This window comes from Neorhizobium fuzhouense (assembly GCF_042611105.1).
Classification (GTDB): Bacteria; Pseudomonadota; Alphaproteobacteria; order Rhizobiales; family Rhizobiaceae; genus Neorhizobium; species Neorhizobium galegae_A.
The window spans coordinates 79805-97472 of record NZ_JBHFFP010000006.1; the positions used below are offsets into that span (position 1 = coordinate 79805).

General features: G+C 62.0%; 14 protein-coding genes. 1 reads left to right on the forward strand and 13 read right to left on the reverse strand.

What is annotated here, in order from left to right:
* Positions 1–18: 18 nt before the first annotated feature.
* The 10 genes from ACEXP3_RS12545 to ACEXP3_RS12590 all read right to left on the reverse strand — a co-directional run bounded on the left by ACEXP3_RS12545 (position 19) and on the right by ACEXP3_RS12590 (position 9469).
* Entirely contained in the window at positions 19–513 is a 495-nt protein-coding gene (locus tag ACEXP3_RS12545) for a GNAT family N-acetyltransferase (RefSeq protein WP_377297560.1), read from the reverse strand.
* A 9-nt stretch (positions 514–522) separates the two neighbouring features.
* Positions 523–1182, reverse strand: a complete 660-nt coding sequence (tsaB, locus tag ACEXP3_RS12550) for a tRNA (adenosine(37)-N6)-threonylcarbamoyltransferase complex dimerization subunit type 1 TsaB (protein ID WP_377297561.1) — start codon at positions 1180–1182, stop codon at positions 523–525.
* A gap of 6 nt (positions 1183–1188) precedes the next feature.
* Positions 1189–1755: a NifU family protein gene (locus ACEXP3_RS12555; protein WP_210103727.1), complete on the reverse strand. Its 567-nt coding sequence runs from the start codon at positions 1753–1755 to the stop codon at positions 1189–1191.
* A 114-nt stretch (positions 1756–1869) separates the two neighbouring features.
* Positions 1870–2364: a universal stress protein gene (locus ACEXP3_RS12560; RefSeq protein WP_210103728.1), complete on the reverse strand. Its 495-nt coding sequence runs from the start codon at positions 2362–2364 to the stop codon at positions 1870–1872.
* A 123-nt stretch (positions 2365–2487) separates the two neighbouring features.
* Positions 2488–3552 (reverse strand): tryptophan--tRNA ligase, encoded by a 1065-nt coding sequence (gene trpS, locus ACEXP3_RS12565; protein ID WP_377297562.1) that lies wholly within the window; start codon positions 3550–3552, stop codon positions 2488–2490.
* 137 nt (positions 3553–3689) lie between these two features.
* Positions 3690–4094 (reverse strand): VOC family protein, encoded by a 405-nt coding sequence (locus ACEXP3_RS12570; RefSeq protein ID WP_377297563.1) that lies wholly within the window; start codon positions 4092–4094, stop codon positions 3690–3692.
* Between the two features lie 58 nt (positions 4095–4152).
* Positions 4153–5760: an ABC transporter ATP-binding protein gene (locus tag ACEXP3_RS12575; RefSeq protein ID WP_377297564.1), complete on the reverse strand. Its 1608-nt coding sequence runs from the start codon at positions 5758–5760 to the stop codon at positions 4153–4155.
* Between the two features lie 2 nt (positions 5761–5762).
* Entirely contained in the window at positions 5763–6893 is a 1131-nt protein-coding gene (locus ACEXP3_RS12580) for an ABC transporter permease (RefSeq protein ID WP_377297565.1), read from the reverse strand.
* Entirely contained in the window at positions 6886–7809 is a 924-nt protein-coding gene (gene oppB / locus ACEXP3_RS12585) for an oligopeptide ABC transporter permease OppB (protein WP_377297566.1), read from the reverse strand. Before oppB ends, ACEXP3_RS12580 begins: the two co-directional genes overlap by 8 nt.
* A 61-nt stretch (positions 7810–7870) precedes the next feature.
* Positions 7871–9469 (reverse strand): peptide ABC transporter substrate-binding protein, encoded by a 1599-nt coding sequence (locus tag ACEXP3_RS12590; protein ID WP_377297567.1) that lies wholly within the window; start codon positions 9467–9469, stop codon positions 7871–7873.
* A gap of 364 nt (positions 9470–9833) precedes the next feature.
* Between ACEXP3_RS12590 and ACEXP3_RS12595 the strand changes: the two genes are divergently transcribed.
* On the forward strand, positions 9834–10265 hold the full coding sequence (locus ACEXP3_RS12595; RefSeq protein WP_377297568.1) for a YcbK family protein: 432 nt from the start codon (positions 9834–9836) through the stop codon (positions 10263–10265).
* Positions 10266–10299: 34 nt separating this feature from the next.
* Here the strand turns inward: ACEXP3_RS12595 and murJ are convergent, their stop codons facing one another.
* The 3 genes from murJ to mutS all read right to left on the reverse strand — a co-directional run bounded on the left by murJ (position 10300) and on the right by mutS (position 17535).
* Positions 10300–11868, reverse strand: coding sequence for a murein biosynthesis integral membrane protein MurJ (gene murJ / locus ACEXP3_RS12600; protein ID WP_377297569.1), 1569 nt, complete (start codon positions 11866–11868; stop codon positions 10300–10302).
* On the reverse strand, positions 11865–14702 hold the full coding sequence (locus tag ACEXP3_RS12605; protein WP_377297570.1) for a [protein-PII] uridylyltransferase: 2838 nt from the start codon (positions 14700–14702) through the stop codon (positions 11865–11867). The genes murJ and ACEXP3_RS12605 overlap by 4 nt, the downstream gene beginning before the upstream one ends.
* Positions 14703–14886: 184 nt before the next feature.
* Positions 14887–17535, reverse strand: coding sequence for a DNA mismatch repair protein MutS (mutS, locus tag ACEXP3_RS12610; protein WP_377297769.1), 2649 nt, complete (start codon positions 17533–17535; stop codon positions 14887–14889).
* Between the last annotated feature and the right edge of the window lie 133 nt (positions 17536–17668).

Sequence of the window (17668 nt, forward strand, 5' to 3'; positions counted from 1 at the left end):
GATGGGATCTGTATCGGACTAGCGAAGATCGCGCCGCATGACAAGCGCTGCGCTCCGCGTGCCATCGGCGCTGGCATAGTAGGCGGGCCGGCGCGCCACCTGCGAAAAGCCGAGCCGCCGGTAGAGACCGACGGCGGCGGCATTGTTTTCCTCGACTTCCAGAAACATGGTTTCAGCACCGCGGACGGCCGCTTCGCGAAGCGCCGCTTGCATCAGGCGCCAGCCAAGGCCGGTGCGCGCAAGCTTTTCGCCGACGGCAATGGTGAGGATTTCCGCTTCGCCCGCCACTTCGCGCGACAGCACGAAGCCGCCGAGCGGCCGGCTGAAAAAGGCATTGGATTGCAGTGCGCAAAAGCCGAAGACGCCGTCCTGCCCGAGAAGATCCAGAACTTCACCCTCGCTCCACTGCCGCGCAAAGCGCTGCCCGTGCAGCTCCGATGCGGGACGGCAATCGCTGTCCTTCATCGGCACGATATCGAAAAAGGGCTTCCAGGTCAGGTAATCGTCGAACATCGAGAATCGTCAGGCGCGGGAAAGGGCAAATCCGTCCTGCGGTTTAGCATCCGGCCCGCGAAGGTAAAGCGGTTTCGGCCGCGCTACATGCGCCTCAACCTCCGCGCCGAGGCGCGCGACAATGCCAATGTCGAAACGATCGGGTTCGGAGGCCGCCCCTTCGCCGGACAGAAGGGATGCTGCCGAGCCGGTAACGGCTGCGCCCTGGATTTCCGCTAAATGGCGTAGATCCTCAAGAGACACGGCGGCAGGCTCGGTTATTGGCGCACCATCAGTGCCAAAAACCTGCGCATAAATCTCGTCACGCTTGGCATCCATGGCCGCGATCACCGGACGAGACGCATCGTTTGCAAGGTGGGCGCGGGCAAGAGCCGCAAGCGTGGTGACGCCCACGGCATCGGCCGGCAGCGCAAGCGCGAGGCCACGCGCAGCTGCAACGCCGACGCGGATGCCGGTAAACGAGCCGGGCCCGATGGTCACTGCAATCCGGGTGAGATCGGGCAGCGCCACGCCGGCCGTTTCCAGCACCTCATCAATCATCGCCATCAGCCGTTCCGCATGGCCCTTGCCGATGCGGTCCGTCACCTCGGCCAGGATTTTGCCTTGGGAAGCGTCATAGACCGCGGCGGAACAATCCACCCCGGCCGTATCGATGGCGAGAAGCATCATGAAGGATCAGAGCGCCTCGACCGACTGCACTTCCGGCACGAAATGCTTGAGGAGGTTCTGCACGCCGTGCTTCAGCGTTGCCGTCGACGACGGGCAGCCGGAGCAGGCACCCTTCATGTTGAGATAGACGGTGCCATCGCGAAACCCCTTGAAGGTGATGTCGCCGCCGTCCTGGGCCACGGCCGGGCGCACGCGCGTTTCTAGCAGTTCCTTGATGGTGGCAACGATCGTTTCGTCACCATCCTCAAAGAATTCGCCTTCCTCGTCGGTCGCTTCCGCCATGCTGGCCGATCGGCCCATCACGGGCTGGCCGGACATGAAATGCTCCATGATGGAGCCCAGAATGGCCGGCTTCAGGTGCTGCCATTCCTGGCGTTCCTTCGTCACGGTGACGAAGTCATAGCCGAAATAGACGGCCGTCACACCATTGATGGCAAACAGGCGCGCTGCGAGCGGCGAAGCCTCGGCTTCTTCGGCGTTGCGGAAATCCGCCGTGCCCTTTTCCATCACCACCTTGCCGGGCAGGAACTTCAGCGTCGCCGGGTTCGGCGTGGATTCGGTCTGGATGAACATCTGGGGATCTCCTCGGCAGCCACAGGGGCGCCAGTTTAGAATTCTTCAAAAGAAGATAATCGGGTTCATGTTTATATTCAAGTGCGTATTTCCAAAACCCCGATCAAGACCCTGTCAGCAGAGCGCGTCGATCTCGTCATCCGTCAGCGTATCGGGAAGCACGGTGACGGGGATGGGGAAGGCCGCGCCGCGGGCGGCAAGCGAGGTGACAAGCGGTCCCGGCCCTTCCTTGGAGGAGGAACCGGCGGCCAGAACGAGAATGGCGATATCGCGATCCTCCTCGATCACCGCATTGATTTCGTCCGACGCACTGCCCTCGCGAATCACCACTTCCGGATCGATGCCGATCGTCTCGCGCACCCTCTGGGCAGCCTTTGCCATGGCGGCTTCCGCTTCCTCGCGCGCTTCGGCGCGCATGATCTGCTCGACACCCAGCCACTGCTGGAAATCGCCTTCCGGAATGACGAAGAGGAGGATCAGCCCGCCATTGGAATTCTTGGCGCGGCGCCCGGCATAATGCACGGCGCGTTCGCATTCCGGCGTTCCGTCGATGACGGCCAGGAACTTGCGGCGATGCCCCTCAAGCCGTGAAAGACGCTTTGAAACCATGGACGCTCCCCCTCATCTCGACCGGATGTATCGCGTTTGAGAACTTATACCAATCGGCGAAAATGAAAACCCGCCGGCCTGTTGCAGCCCGGCGGGTGCCTGTCTCTCGGCCCGGCTATCGGTTCAGCGCAGGAAGCCCACGATGTCGAACACCTCGTTCATCACCTTTTCGGCGCGGGCGCCGGCGCGCTCGCCGCCATCCCGCAGGATGGCATCGATATGGCTGGTATCGTCCATCAGCCGGCGCATTTCACCGGTGATCGGCGACAGCACATGAACGGCGAGATCGGCAAGCGCCGGCTTGAACACGGAAAACTGCTGACCGCCGAATTCGGAAATCACCAGTTCCTTCGTCTTGTCCGACAGCGCCGCATAGATGCCGACAAGGTTTTCTGCTTCCGGACGACCTTTCAGGCCTTCCAGTTCGGACGGCAGGCCGTCCGGATCGGTCTTGGCCTTGCGGATCTTTTTCAGGATCTCGTCGGCATCGTCCATCAGGTTGATGCGCGACAGGTCCGACGGGTCGGATTTCGACATCTTCTTGGTGCCATCGCGCAGCGACATGACGCGCGGGGCCGGCCCGTCGATCAGCGGCTCGACCAGCGGGAAATAGCCGTGGATCGGCTCTTCACCCACGACCATGTCGACACCCGTGCCGGTGGCGCGGATCTTTTCCTGGAAGTCGATGTTGAATTTTTGCGCGATATCGCGGGCCAGTTCCAGATGCTGCTTCTGGTCGTCGCCGACAGGCACATGGGTGGCGCGGTAGACCAGAATGTCGGCCGCCATCAGGCTCGGATAGGCAAGCAGACCCAGCGAGGCATTTTCGCGGTCCTTGCCGGCCTTATCCTTGAACTGCGTCATGCGGTTCATCCAGCCGATGCGGGCAACGCAGTTGAAGATCCAGGCGAGTTCCGCATGCTGCGGCACGGCCGACTGATTAAAGACGATATGCTTCTTCGGATCGATGCCGGAGGCGATGAAGGCGGCGGCAATCGAGCGGATCTGGCCGCGCAGATCGTCATGCACGAGCTGGGCGGTGATCGCATGCAGGTCGACGACGCAATAGATGCAATCATTGTTTTCCTGCAGCGCGACGAACTTGCGGATCGCGCCGAGATAATTGCCGAGATGGAGATTGCCGGTCGGCTGGACGCCGGAGAAAACAAGCGGCTGGAAGGTATTCATATCGTCCTCATTCAGGCTGGTGGAGGGCCACAGGCTTTTGGAAACGGATCATCGGAAAGGGTGAAGATCTTTCCGCGTTCCGCCCCTGAGGGCCATGGTGCTAACGGCGCGCTTGAAGCACGGCTTGGGCCTTGCGATCAAGGGGCTGCATCGGTGTTGTGCTGGATCAGATCCCAAAGATTGCCGTAGAGATCGGAAAATACCGCAACCGTGCCGTAAGGCTCGTGGCGCGGCTCTTCAAGGAAGCGCACGCCCTTCTCCAGGAAGGCCGCATGATCGCGGGCAAAATCATCCGTCGACAGGAAGAAGCTGACGCGGCCGGCCGTCTGGTTTCCAATCGCCGCCTGTTCGACCTCGCCATCGGCGCGGGCCAAAAGCAGCGAGGCCCCCTCGCCGCCCTTCGGCTTGATGACCACCCAGCGCTTACCCTCCTCCGGCAGGGGCGCGTCGAACACGGGTTCGAAGCCGAGTACCCCACAATAAAAATCTTTCGCGCGGTCATAGTCATCGACAACAAGGGTCACGAGAAACAGGCTCAGCATGTGTCCTCTCCTTCAAAAAAAGTTACGCCCGGCAGAACCGGGCGTAACACGAGAGATATCAGTGCGTGAAGGCAGCCGCGATCAGCGCCCGGGTATAATCCTGGGCGGGACTGTCGAAAATTTCCTCCGTCGGCCCCTCCTCCACGATGCGGCCGTTCTTCATGACAACCACATGGTCGGACATGGCGCGCACCACAGAAAGATCGTGGCTGATGAAGACATAGGAGAGATCATGTTTTGACTGCAGGTCGCGCAGGAGATCGATCACCTGGCGCTGCACGGACCGGTCGAGCGCCGAGGTCGGCTCGTCCAGAATAACCACCTTGGGCTTGAGGATCATCGAGCGGGCTATCGCGATGCGCTGGCGCTGGCCGCCGGAAAACTCGTGCGGATAGCGGTTGCGCGCGGCCGGATCGAGCCCGACCTCGTTCAGCGCCTCGATGGCCCGCTTGTCCCGGTCGGCCTTGGAAAGCGCCGGCTCGTGGACGTAAAGCCCTTCGGTGATGATCTCGCCCACGGTCTGGCGCGGCGACAGCGAACCATAAGGATCCTGGAACACCAGTTGCAACTGGCGCCGGTAGGGCCGCATCTGCTTGCGGTCGAGGCTCGAGACATCGGTCGTCTCGAAGCGATAGCGCCCGTCCGATTCGAGGAGGCGCAGCAGGGCGCGCCCGAGCGTCGATTTTCCCGAACCAGATTCGCCGACGATGCCAATGGTCTGGCCCTTGCGGAGCCTCACCGTCACATTGTCCACGGCGCGAAACGTCTGGTTGCCCTTGAAGAACAGGCCCGAGCCGATATCGAAATCAACCACGACATTGCGGCCTTCCAGAATGACCGGAGCCTCCGCAGGCGGCGCAGGCTTGATGCCGGCGGGCTCGGAGGCAAGCAGCATCTTCGTATAGTCATGCTGGGCATTGCCAAAGATCTCGTCGCGTGTGCCCTGTTCGACAATCTCGCCACGCCGCATCACCACGACGCGGTCGGCGACATGCTTCACGACACCCAGATCATGGGTGATCAGCACGATGGCCATGCCGAAGCGCTTTTGCAGGTCAGCGAGAAGATCCAGAATCTGCGCCTGGATCGTCACGTCGAGCGCCGTTGTCGGCTCGTCGGCAATCAGCAGATCCGGCTCGTTCGCCAAGGCCATGGCGATCATCACGCGCTGGCGCTGGCCGCCGGACATTTCGTGCGGATAGCTGTCGATGCGCCGCTCCGGGTCCGGGATGCCGACGAGTTTCAACAATTCCAGAACGCGGGCACGCGCCTCGCGCTTGCCCATGCCGCGATGATGGATGAGCGGTTCGGCAATCTGCCGGCTGATCGTGTAGAGCGGATCGAGCGAGGTCATCGGCTCCTGGAAGATCATGGTGATCTTCGATCCGCGCACGCTGTTCAGCGTCGAAAGACTCGCACCAACCAGTTCCGTTTCGCCATAGCGCGCCGAGCCGGAGACGCGGCCATTGCTGGCCAGAAGTCCCATGATCGCCATCATCGTCTGGCTCTTGCCGGAGCCGGATTCGCCGACGATGGCGAGCGTTTCGCCCTTTTTCACCGAAAAGCCGGTGCCCTTGACGGCATTCACCTCGCCGTCCGGTGTGGTGAAATCGACCTTCAGATTGGCAACCGTCAGCACGGTCTCGCTTGTGTTGTTCGTATCCATTCTCAGCGGTCCTTCGGATCGAGCGCGTCGCGCAGGCCGTCGCCGACGAAATTCAGCGAAAACAGCGTGATGACGAAGAAGATCGACGGGAAGATCAGAAGCCAGGGGGCGTTCTGCATGTTCTTTGCCCCTTCCGAGATCAGCGTGCCCCAGCTGGCAAGCGGCGCCTGGACACCAAGGCCGAGGAAGGACAGGAAACTCTCCGTCAGGATCACCTGCGGCACCACCACGGTCACAAACACAATGACCGGCCCGATGGTATTGGGGATGATGTGGCGGCGGATGATCTGCCAGTCGGAGAGGCCGAGCGCCTGCGCTGCGCCGACGAATTCGCGCCGCTTCAGCGACAGCGTCTGCCCACGCACAATACGGGCCATTTCCAGCCATTGCACCGCGCCGATGACGGCAAAGATCAGGATGACCGAGCGGCCGAAGAAGACCACCAGCACCACGACGAGAAAGACGAAGGGCAGCGAATAGAGGATTTCCACAAAGCGCATCATCACATTGTCGACGCGCCCGCCGAGATAACCCGACGTTGCGCCATAGACGACACCGATGCCGAGTGAAACGAGCGAGGCGGCAAGTCCGACGGCAATAGAAATCTGTCCACCGAGCATGACGCGCACCATCAGGTCACGGCCGTTGCTGTCGGTGCCGAAGAAGAAATATTTCTGGTCCACCGTGCCGGTCAGCACCATGGAGAGCTGGTCGGGGGCGGTTTCCTTGACCTCCGTCGACTTGAACTCGTTCACCCGGTCGAAATAGCGCACCGAGCGCGGATCGATGGGGCTTGAGGAGGTCACTCTGGCGGTAAAGACGCCGTTGTCGATCTCAAAACTTTCGAGCGTCAGGCGGGCGCGCTTTGCCGCCGAGGCGGCGACGTCTTCCAGCGTCTTCGGGTCCGGTCGCGGCGAAAGGCTCGGCGGAATGGTGACGTAGGAGGCAAACACCTGATCATAGCTGTGCGGCACGAAGAGCGGGCCGGCAAAGGAAAAAAGGCCGATCAGCAGCAGCACGAGGCAGGACACCATGGCCGCCGTGTTGCGGCGAAAGCGCATCCAGGCCAGCTGGCCAAGGCTTCGGCCCTTCATTTCGGGTGCTGTCGCGGAAAGAGTGGTCATGTCAGTCATGGCGAACCCTCGGGTCGAGCAGGCCATAGGCGATATCGACCAGGAGATTGAAGAGGATCACGAAGATCGCGACGAGGATGACGGTGCCCATCACCAGCGGATAGTCGCGGTTGAGCGCCCCCAGCACGAAATAGCGGCCAACGCCTGGAATGGTGAAAATGCTTTCCACCACAGCCGAACCGGTAAGCAGCGCTGCAGCACAGGGCGCCAGATAGGAAACGACCGGCAGCATCGCCCCGCGCAGCGCATGGGTGACGACCACGACCCGCGATGGCAGACCATAGGCGCGGGCCGTGCGGATATGGTCGGTGTGCAGCGCCTCGATCATCGCGCCGCGCGTGAGGCGGGCAAAGACGGCCAGCTGCGGCAACGCCAACGCAATCATCGGCAGGATGAGATATTGCGCCGAGCCATCGCCCCAGCCGCCGGCAGGCAGCCAGGACAGAAGCACGGCAAAGACCAGCGTCAGCACCGGACCGACAACGAAATTGGGAACGGTGACGCCCACCGTCGCGAACGCCATCAGACCGAAATCAAGCGCGCTGTTCTGGCGCAGCGCCGCAATCGTGCCGAGCAGCACGCCGCCAATGAGCGCGATCAGGATGGCCATGGAGCCCAGCTGCATCGAATAAGGCAGCGCCTTGCCGATGAGTTCGGCAACGGTATTGTCCTTGTAGATGAAGCTCGGGCCGAAATCGCCGGTCAGCGCATTGCCGATATAGGTGAGGTATTGCCGCCAGATCGGTTGATCGAGATGGTAGGTCGCCATCAGATTGGCCATGGTCTGGGGCGGCAGCGGACGTTCCAGGTTGAACGGGCCGCCGGGCGCAAAGCGCATCAGGAAAAACGAAATGGTCACGACGACGAACACCGTGGGAATGGCGCTCATCAGCCGGCGCAGGACGAAGCTGATCATGGGTCAAAAAGCATGACGCGCGACACCCTTTGGGTTTCGCGCGTCATTCTCCCTTCAAGGATTATTCGGAGACGTTCAGATACTTGGACAGATGCTCGTTCACCGCATTGTCGCTCCAGCCGGAGACGCGCGATGCGACGAGCCACAGGTTGGCCGTGTTCATGAACGGCGCAATCGGCTGGTCACGGCTGAGAATGGCCTCGGCCTTCTTCAGGATGTCCATGCGCTTTGCCACGTCCCGCTCCTCGTTCGACTGCTGCATCAGCGCGTCGAACTCGTCGTTCTTGTACTTGGCATAGTTGAAGGTGACGTTGGAGCCGACATTCAGCGTCAGGAAGTTTTCCGGATCGGCATAATCGGCCGTCCAGCCGGCGCGGGCCACGTTGAACTTGCCGCCCTCCTGCAGGTAGGCATAGTGCGAGGCGACATCGAGATTGACCAGCGACACATTGGCACCAAAGGTGTTCTTCCACATGTCGGCGACCGCCGTTGCCACACGCTCATGGTTGGCGTTGGTGTTGTAGCGGATCTCGATGTTGAGCGGCTTTGCGCCTTCGCCGTAGCCGGCCTCCTTCATCAGCGCGACGGCCTTATCCTCGCGGTCGATCTGCGACAGCGCGGCCCAGTCCGGCACGGCGCCCTCGCCATAGCCTTCCATGCCCGGCGGCACGAGATGGTAGGCCGGAAGCTGCGCGCCGGAATAGATCTCGGCTGCCAAGAAATCGCGGTCGACAGCCATCGAGAGCGCGTTGCGCACCCGAACGTCGCTATAGGGCGCCTCGCGCGTGTCGAAGGTGTAGTAATAGGTGGCGAGCGAGGGGTTCACATGCACCTGGTCGCCATAGCTTTCCCGCAGGCGTTTGATCTGGTCGGCGGAGAAATTATAGACCAGGTCCATTTCCTTGGCCTCGAAACGACGCACGGACGCCGCATCGTCATCAATCGGGTAGAAGATCACTTTGTCGAGCTTGACGTTGGCGACATCCCAGTACTGGTCGTTCTTCACCACGGTCAGCGTATCGTTGGGCACATGGCTCTCAAGCTTGAAGGCGCCGTTGGAGACCATGTTGCCGGGCTTGACGAACTGATCGCCGAACTTTTCGAAATTGGCTTTGGAGATCGGCAGTGCCGTCTGATGCGCCAGAAGCTGCAAGAAGAACGGCGTCGGACGCTCGAGCGTGATCTCGACCGTCTTGGCATCCACCGCCTTCACACCCAGCTGGTCGACGGGGAGTTCGCCCTTGTTGACCTTCTGCGCATTCTTGATCGGGTAGAGAATATTGGCATAGCCGGCCGCCGTCTTCGGATCTTCGACGCGGCGCAGGGAGAACAGGAAATCCTCGGCCGTCACGGCAGAACCGTCCGACCATTTGGCATTGTCGCGCAGCTTGAAGGTATAGACCGTGCCGTCGTCGGACACGGTCCAGCTTTCGGCGGCACCGGGCACGATCTCGCCCTTGGCATCATAGATCGTCAGGCCTTCGAACAGGTCCTTGACCACGAAGCTTTCGATGTCGATGGAGATGTGGGCGTAGTCGAGCGTCTGCGGCTCGCCACTGTTGCCGCGATGCAGAACGGCTTCGGCCAGCGCATTGCTCGCGCCAAACAGAAGCGATCCCACGAGGATCGAAGTCGCCAATCTGGTTTTCATGAACGTCATTCTTTGTTTCCCTTCCCCCAATGTGATCCTGGGTGTGAGGCGCAGAGCAAATGCGAATCCTGATCACAATACAAGCAGAACGTTAGTGCATTCGACATTATTCAGGCATATTTGCGACATCTTTGCGCCGTTGCGACCGCCTTTGAGCGCACGGATGCGTGATCATGAACCACCCTTTTCTCCGTCTTGAATGCTCCATCCAGAGCGGGTGCCGCGGAAAATGGTTAATGGAATTTAACATCAAAGGCAGACAGATCTAAAATTTGAGCAATTTTGCCCTTACTGAGGTCACTTTCAGGAAGGAAATGCTCCGCCAGTTGAAAGTTAGCCCTTTCTTATGGGCCTTGAACCGGACGGAGACTTCATGCGCAAACTGTTGTGCGTCGCGCTCGCAAGCGTCATCAGCCTTTCATCGGCCATGGCTGCGGAAAAGGAACCTGTGAAAATCCGACGCGGCAATCTGTTCACCCACGATTACAGCGCCGCCTATACGGTGCAGCGGGTGAGCGTCAAGACCGAGTGTTTCCCGGAAAGGCTGGAAGCCATCCTTGCCCATATCGCGATCGAGACCGGGCGAAAGCCGGTCGTCACCTCGGGCCATCGGCCGCGCTCCGGCCGCTCCCAGCACAGCAGTTGTCTCGCCGCCGATATCCGCGTGCCCGGCGTGTCCGACCGCGCGGTGATTGCGGCCGCCTCGACAGCGCCCGGCATTGGCGGCATCGGGCGCTATTGCAACGGCATCATCCATGTGGATGTGGGGCCCAAGCGCCGCTGGGCCTATTGCGGCAAGTCGTAAGAGCCTCACACCACCGGCTTTTGCGCCTGCCGCGTCAGCTGCGCGGCTTGCGCTTGAGGTTGCGGCGGATCATGCCGAAATCGGCACCGCCAATGGCAAAGGCCGCAGCGAAATAGACCAGCATCGCCACGCCGATGAGGGCAAAGAGCGCTAAAACCTTTTCGATGAGCCGGGTTCCCGGTGCAAGCCACGGGGCGGCATGGCCAAGCGCATAGCTCAAGGCCAGGCACATGATGCCGGTTGCGACCAGAAGCAGAGCAGCGCGCCGGGCAAGCGCCCATTCCCAGACCAGATGGCCGCGCCTCAGCAGCATGGAAAATAGAAGCGCCGTGTTCAGCCAGCCGGCGGCCGCTTCTGCCGTGGCGATACCGCGCTCGGCAATCAAGGGGAAAAGCGTGATGGCAAGACCGGAGTTGATGACGACCGAGGCCATGGTAAAGCGCATCGGCGTCTTGGTGTCCTCGCGGGCGTAAAAGCCCGGCTGCAGCGCCTTGATCAGCACGAAGCCCGGCAGGCCGAGCCCGTAGATGGCAAGGATGGAGGCGACCACCGTGGTGTTTTCCGCCGAAAACGCGCCGCGCTCGTAAAGCACGCGGATGATGGCATCCGACAGCATCCATAGGCCACCGGCTGCCGGCAGCGTCAGGAACAGCACGAATTCCAGCGACCGGTTCTGGATATTGCCGGCCTCCTTCATGTGGCCGGACTTGAGCGCGCGCGACAGTTCTGGCAACAGCACGACGCCAACGGCAACACCGACCACGCCAAGCGGCAGCTGGTAGATGCGGTCGGCATATTGCAGGGCGGCAATCGCACCTTCCTTGCTCGACGCAATCGCCTGGCCGATGATCTGGTTGATCTGGGTGACGCCGCCGGTGACAGCCGCCGGCACGGCCAGCACCAGCAGCCGCTTCACGTTGGGCGTGATGCGCGGCATGCGAAAGCCGATGCTCATGCCGGCATGGCGCACGCCGACATAGACGACGGCAAGCTGCAGAAGGCCTGCGGCGAGAACGCTCCAAGAGAGATACCAGGCCGTCGACAGCGGATCGGCCCCGCTCCACAGCGCATAGAACAGCGCGCCGATCATCACGACGTTGAGGAAAACCGGCGCGATGGCGGCGGCAAAGAAATGATGCATCGAATTCAACATGCCGCTCATCATCGCCGTCAACGACATGCACATCAGATAGGGAAACATCACCGCCGCAAGGCGGATGGTGATCGACATCTTTTCCGCATCGTCGGCAAAGCCGGGCGCGATCACGAAGCGCACCAGAAGCGGCATGGACAATTCCATGACGATGGTGATCAGCAGCAGAACGGAAAACAGAACGCCGAACACTTCCTCGGAAAAGCGCTTGGCGCCCTCGATGCCGTTCGCCTCGATTTCCTTGGAAAACAGAGGCACGAAGGCGGCGTTGAAGGCGCCTTCGGCAAACAGGCGGCGAAACAGGTTCGGAAAGCGGAAGGCCGCATAGAACACGTCGGCCATGGGTCCGGTGCCGAGTGCTGCCGCCATCAGGGTTTCGCGGGCAAAGCCGAACAGGCGACTGCCGAGCGTGGCGCCACCGACGGTCGCAAACTTCTTGACGAGGCTCATGCTTGTGTCCGTGATTTTGTCGCCGCAGCGCTGGAGACGGCGGCCGGATCAGGCGCGATAATGCCCGACGGCATGCCGCGGCGCAGTTCGTCCTCCTGTTCGGAGATGACCGTTTTCAGCCGCGTGACGATGGTGCCCTGGCGGTTCTCGTTGGTCACCTTCTGGCCGACGAGATCCGTCACGTAGAAGGTGTCGATGACCTTTTCACCGAACGTGGTGATGCGCGCCGAGTGGATGTCGAGCGAAAGATCGGCAAGCACCACCGTCATGTCGGCCAGCAGGCCGGTGCGGTCGAGCCCTTCCACCTCGATGACGGTGAACTTGTTCGACAGCGTGTTGGAGAGCGTCACCGAGGGGTGAACGGTAAAGGTCTTGTTGCGCTTCTTGGCCCGTGCCCGGGTGGCGATCACCTCCGGCAGGCGCTTCTTGCCCGACAGCACGTCCTCGATCATGCGCCCGATCGTGCCAGCGCGGCGCATCTCGTCCTCGTCGTTCTGAAACTCGCGGCTGATGAGGATGGTGTCGAGCGCGCGCCCGTCGGTCGTCGTGTAGATCTGCGCATCGGCAATATTGGCGCCGGCGGCCGCACAGGCGCCGGCAATGATCGACAAGAGGCGCGGATGGTCGGGCGCCAGAACGGTGATCTCGGTAATGGCGCGAAAACTGTCGGTGCGCACCATGGTGGCCAGCGCATGGCCCGCCTTGTCGGTTTCGCGGATGAAGCCGACATGGCGCAGCTGGTCTTCGAGAGGGACGGACAGGAGATAAGGCTGGTAATGCAGCCGCGAATAGGTCTTGCGGTCCTTCTGGCTCCAGTTGGAGAGCGCCTTGGCCAGCGCCTCCTCGGCAGCACTCGCCCGCTCCTTGCGCGAGACTTCCGAAAAACCGCCCGACAGCAGCAATTCCGTCTCATAGTAGAGCGTGCGCAAGAGCTGACCTTTCCAGCCGTTCCAAACGCCGGGGCCAACGGCGCGGATATCGCAGATCGTCAGGATCAGCAGCATTTTCAGCCGGTCGAGAGACTGCACCTTGTCGGCAAAATCGGTGATCGTCTTGCGGTCGTGAAGGTCGCGGGTCTGCGCCACCATCGACATCAGCAGATGCTGGTCGATGAGCCAGGCGACGAGTTCCGTCTGCTTTGGCTTCAGCCCGAAGCGCGGGCACAGCTTGCGCGCCACGCGGGCGCCGGCCACCGAATGATCCTCCTGACGGCCCTTGGCGATATCGTGCAGCAGCACCGCCACATAGAGCGCCTGGCGCTCCTCGATGCCGGGCATCAGCTTGTTGGCCAACGGATGCTCGTCGGCAAAGCGGCCCTTGTCGATGTTGGAGAGGCCTTCCACGGCGCGGATCAGATGCTCGTCCACCGTATAGTGGTGGTACATGCTGAACTGCATCATGGCGACGATCTTGCCGAATTCGGGAATGAACCGGCCAAGCACGCCCGCCTCGTTCATGCGACGCAACGTCAGCGCCGGCTCCAGCCGCGAGGTGAGAATGGAGAGGAACAGCCGGTTCGCCTCGGTGTTTTCCCGCAGCTCGTCATCGATCAGGTGCAGGCCGCGGGTGATCGCCTTCAGGGCATCCGGGTGATATTCCAGCCCGTGCAGGTCGGCCACATGAAACAGCCGGATGATGCTGACCGGATCGCGCTTGAAGACGTCCGGATCGGCAAGCGCAATGCGGCCCTGATCCTCGACGAATTCGGCACTGCCGGGGATTTTTCGCGTGCGCTTGCGAAAGCGCGAAATGACGCCGGTGAGCCCCGGCGCCGGCTTGGCCTGCTCTTCTTCCAGGGCCGCACAGAGAATGCGGGTGAGATCGCCGACATCCTTGGTGACAAGGAAATAGTGCTTCATGAAGCGCTCGACCGCCGAAAGGTTCGGCCGGTTATGATAGCCGAGGCTTTCGGCAATCTCGCGCTGGATATCGAAGGACAGACGCTCTTCCGCCTTGCCCGTCAGGAAATGCATCTGACAGCGCACCGCCCAGAGAAAATCCTCCGCCTTCTGGAACAGCCGCCATTCCTGGCGCGACAGGACGCCGAGCTTCACCAGTTCGGCCGGATCGCGCACCCGGTAATGGTATTTGGTGATCCAGAACAGCGTCTGGATGTCGCGCAGGCCGCCCTTGCCTTCCTTGACGTTCGGCTCCACCAGATAACGGGTATCGCCGGCCTTCTGGTGGCGCTGGTCGCGCTCGGCAAGCTTGGCCACGATGAAATCCGGGCCGCTGTGATTGACGATTTCGGCGGCAAAACGCGCCTGAAGCTCGTCCGCCAGCGCTTCCTTTCCGCACAGAAGCCGCATTTCCAGAATGGTCGTGCGGATCGTCATGTCCTGACGCGACAGCGCAATGCATTCTTCCACCGTGCGGGTGGCATGGCCCACCTTGAAGCCGAGATCCCAGAGCACGTAGAGCAGGAATTCCACCGCCTTGCGCACTTCCTCGGAATTCTTCACCGGCAACAGGAACAGAAGGTCGATGTCGGATCCGGGCGCAAGCGTCCCGCGTCCATAGCCGCCAACGGCCGTCACGGCCATGCGCGCACCCGATTTGGGATAGACGAAACGGGAAATCAGCCCATGAACAATGCAGATCAGCTGGTCCTGAACCCAGGAGATGCGCTCGGCGCAATTCAGTCCGCTGCCATCTTCGGACAGTTTTTGCCGGGCTTTTTCGCGGGCCTCGACACTGGCGCGGCGCAGGATCGGCAGGATGGCCGACCGGATCTCCAGCATGCTGTCGTTTCCGGCGCGCGCGACCGCCTCGCATTCGTCTCTGAGGCGGTTCACATCCAGAAGTTCTGAAAATTCAATCTCGTGTCTTGCCATCTTGCCCTGCCGGTGCCGCTCCCGCCATGCGCTATAGCGTTTCCGGACCGCTTTCACAATGAAATCGCAAGCCGGCGCCAGCGCCACGGCACAATGAACGGCAGATCTTGCCAAGCGGTTTCGATGCCGCCGCGATGCTGTAAGGGCGGCGCCAAAAGCGCAGGCCGGGGTGACAGTCGCCCGATTATTTTGCCGCGAGCTGCTTCTTCAACGCATAAAGCGCATCCAGCGCCTCGCGCGGGGTCATGTCATCGGGGTTGATGGCCTTCAGCGCTTCTTCGATCTTGGAAGGCCCGCGCTTTTCCTGCTCCTTGCGCACCGCCACCTGGAAGAGCGGCAGATCGTCGATCAGCTGGCTTGCCGGGTTCTTGCGGTCGGCATCCTCAAGCTTGTTCAGGACGTCGCGGGCGCGCGAGACGACCGCCTCCGGCAGGCCCGCAAGCTTTGCCACCTGGATACCGTAGGAACGATCCGCCGCCCCCGGCCCCACTTCATGCAGGAAGATGACATCGCCATCCCATTCCTTCACCCGCATCGTGGCATTGGAGAGCCGTCCGAGCTTTTCAGACAGCGCCGTCAGTTCATGGAAATGCGTGGCAAACAGGCCCCGGCAGCGGTTGGCCTCGTGCAGATGCTCAACGGCGGCCCAGGCAATCGACAGACCGTCGAAGGTGGCGGTTCCCCGGCCGATTTCGTCGAGGATGACCAGCGAGCGGTCGGTCGCCTGGTTGAGGATGGCAGCGGTCTCCACCATTTCCACCATGAAAGTGGAGCGGCCACGCGCCAGATCGTCGGAGGCGCCGACGCGGGAAAACAGCCGGTCGACCACGCCGATCTGGGCGGACGCTGCCGGCACGAAGGAGCCCATCTGGGCAAGGATCGCAATCAGCGCATTCTGGCGCAGGAAGGTCGATTTACCGCCCATGTTCGGGCCGGTGAGCAGCCAGAGCGCGCCGAACCCGCCATCACTGTTGGGCGAGAGGTCGCAATCATTGGCGATGAAGGCGCTCGCCGACTGGCGCCTGAGCGCCTGCTCCACCACCGGATGGCGGCCACCCTCGATGTTGAACTGGCGCGAACCATCCACCTGCGGACGGCAATAGTTCCATTCGTCGGCCAGCAGCGACAGGCCGGCGGCGACATCGATGACGGCAAGCGCGCGGGCGCCGGCCTTGATCGCCTCGGCACCCGCCAGCACCGCCTTCGTCATTGTCTCGAAAGCGGCAAGCTCAATGGTGAGCGCCTGGTTTGCAGCATTGGCAATGCGGCTTTCCAGATCGGCAAGCTCGGTCGTGGTAAAGCGCATGGCATTCGCCATGCTCTGGCGGTGAATGAAGCGGGCCTTTGCCTCCGGTGTATCGATCATCGGCCCGGCATTGCCGGCGGTCACCTCGATGAAATAGCCAAGCACGTTGTTGTGCTTGATCTTCAGCGACTTGATGCCGGTTTCCTCGGCATATTGCAGCTGAAGGCCGGCAATCACCCGGCGCGATTGGTCGCGCAGCGCCCGTACCTCGTCCAGTTCGCCATCGGCGCCATCACGCACGAAGCCGCCGTCACGCTTGAGGAGCGGCAGATCCTCGGCAAGCGTGGAGCCCAGTTGCTGCTCCAGCGCAAAGGGCAGCGCCTGCAGGTCGGTGAGGGCCGCCGACAGTTCCTCTGGCAAGAGCGCGCCGGAAAACCGCTCGACCACCTGGCGGGCCGCGGACAGTCCCTGGCGAATACCGCCAAGATCGCGCGGGCCGCCCCGGTCGAGCGCCAGACGCGACAGCGCACGCGGCATGTCCGGCACATGCTTCAGCGCCGCCCGCAGATCCGAGCACAGCGACGGCTCGTCGATGAGGAAGGCGACACTATCCAACCGGCCGTTGATGATGGCGGGATCGGTCAGCGGCGACATCAGCCGCTCGGCCAGCAGCCGTGCGCCGCTGCCGGTCACGGTGCGATCGATCGCCTTCAACAGCGATCCGTCTCGGTCGCCCGACAGCGTGCGCGTGAGTTCAAGGTTTGCCCGGGTGGCGGGATCGATGAAGAGGGTCGAGGCGCCGCTTTCGCGCTCGGGCGCGCTGAGCGGCGGCCGTTCGGCAATCTGCGTCTTTTCCACATAGGCGACGGCAGCGGCGGCAGCGGCGAGTTCACTGCGCGAAAACGTGCCGAACCCGTCCAGCGTGCCGACGCCGAAATAGCGCGTGATGCGCCCTTCCGCCGTCGCGCTGTCAAACAGCACGCCCGGCTGCGGCACCGCAACCCGCCCTAGGATATCGAATGTCGCCTTGAGGTCCGGATCGTGAAAGACGGTGTCGGGCACGATCAGTTCGCGCGGCTCGATGCGCAGGATATCGGCAAGCAGGCGCAGCGGCGTGGTTTCGGCAACGCGGAAAATGCCGGTGGAGATGTCGATCCAGGCAAGCGCCATCTGCGTCTCGGTGCCACCGCGAATGCGGGCCAGCGCCATCAGGTAATTGGATTCCGACGGCGAAAGCAGCTTCTCTTCGGTCAGCGTGCCGGGCGTCACCAGCCGCACCACATCGCGCTTGACGACGGATTTGGAGCCGCGCTTGCGGGCTTCCGCCGGATCTTCCACCTGCTCGCAGACGGCAACGCGAAAGCCGAGCCCGATCAGCTTCTGCAGATAATCGTCGGCCGCATGGATCGGCACGCCGCACATCTGGATATCCTGCCCCATGTGCTGGCCGCGGCGGGTGAGCGTGATGCCGAGCGCCCGCGAGGCTTCCACGGCATCCTCGAAGAAAAGCTCGTAGAAATCGCCCATGCGATAGAACAGCAGCGAGTCGGGGTTATTCGCCTTGATCTCGATGAACTGTTCCATCATCGGCGTGGCCGAAGCGCGGCTTTCGGCCGTGATCAGTTCGGCTGTATTCCAGACATCTGAAGTAAGGCGTTCCAAAGGTTTCCCGGCCGTTTTCTGTTGCGTGGCGTGACCTGCGACACTATCGGTTATGCCC

Bases quoted from the DNA above. Each gene is read 5' to 3' on its own strand.
- ACEXP3_RS12545 (WP_377297560.1), bottom strand. From the start codon at position 513: ATGTTCGACGATTACCTGACCTGGAAGCCCTTTTTCGATATCGTGCCG.
- tsaB (WP_377297561.1), bottom strand. From the start codon at position 1,182: ATGATGCTTCTCGCCATCGATACGGCCGGGGTGGATTGTTCCGCCGCG.
- ACEXP3_RS12555 (WP_210103727.1), bottom strand. From the start codon at position 1,755: ATGTTCATCCAGACCGAATCCACGCCGAACCCGGCGACGCTGAAGTTC.
- ACEXP3_RS12560 (WP_210103728.1), bottom strand. From the start codon at position 2,364: ATGGTTTCAAAGCGTCTTTCACGGCTTGAGGGGCATCGCCGCAAGTTC.
- trpS (WP_377297562.1), bottom strand. From the start codon at position 3,552: ATGAATACCTTCCAGCCGCTTGTTTTCTCCGGCGTCCAGCCGACCGGC.
- ACEXP3_RS12570 (WP_377297563.1), bottom strand. From the start codon at position 4,094: ATGCTGAGCCTGTTTCTCGTGACCCTTGTTGTCGATGACTATGACCGC.
- ACEXP3_RS12575 (WP_377297564.1), bottom strand. From the start codon at position 5,760: ATGGATACGAACAACACAAGCGAGACCGTGCTGACGGTTGCCAATCTG.
- ACEXP3_RS12580 (WP_377297565.1), bottom strand. From the start codon at position 6,893: ATGACTGACATGACCACTCTTTCCGCGACAGCACCCGAAATGAAGGGC.
- oppB (WP_377297566.1), bottom strand. From the start codon at position 7,809: ATGATCAGCTTCGTCCTGCGCCGGCTGATGAGCGCCATTCCCACGGTG.
- ACEXP3_RS12590 (WP_377297567.1), bottom strand. From the start codon at position 9,469: ATGACGTTCATGAAAACCAGATTGGCGACTTCGATCCTCGTGGGATCG.
- ACEXP3_RS12595 (WP_377297568.1), top strand. From the start codon at position 9,834: ATGCGCAAACTGTTGTGCGTCGCGCTCGCAAGCGTCATCAGCCTTTCA.
- murJ (WP_377297569.1), bottom strand. From the start codon at position 11,868: ATGAGCCTCGTCAAGAAGTTTGCGACCGTCGGTGGCGCCACGCTCGGC.
- ACEXP3_RS12605 (WP_377297570.1), bottom strand. From the start codon at position 14,702: ATGGCAAGACACGAGATTGAATTTTCAGAACTTCTGGATGTGAACCGC.
- mutS (WP_377297769.1), bottom strand. From the start codon at position 17,535: ATGATGGAACAGTTCATCGAGATCAAGGCGAATAACCCCGACTCGCTG.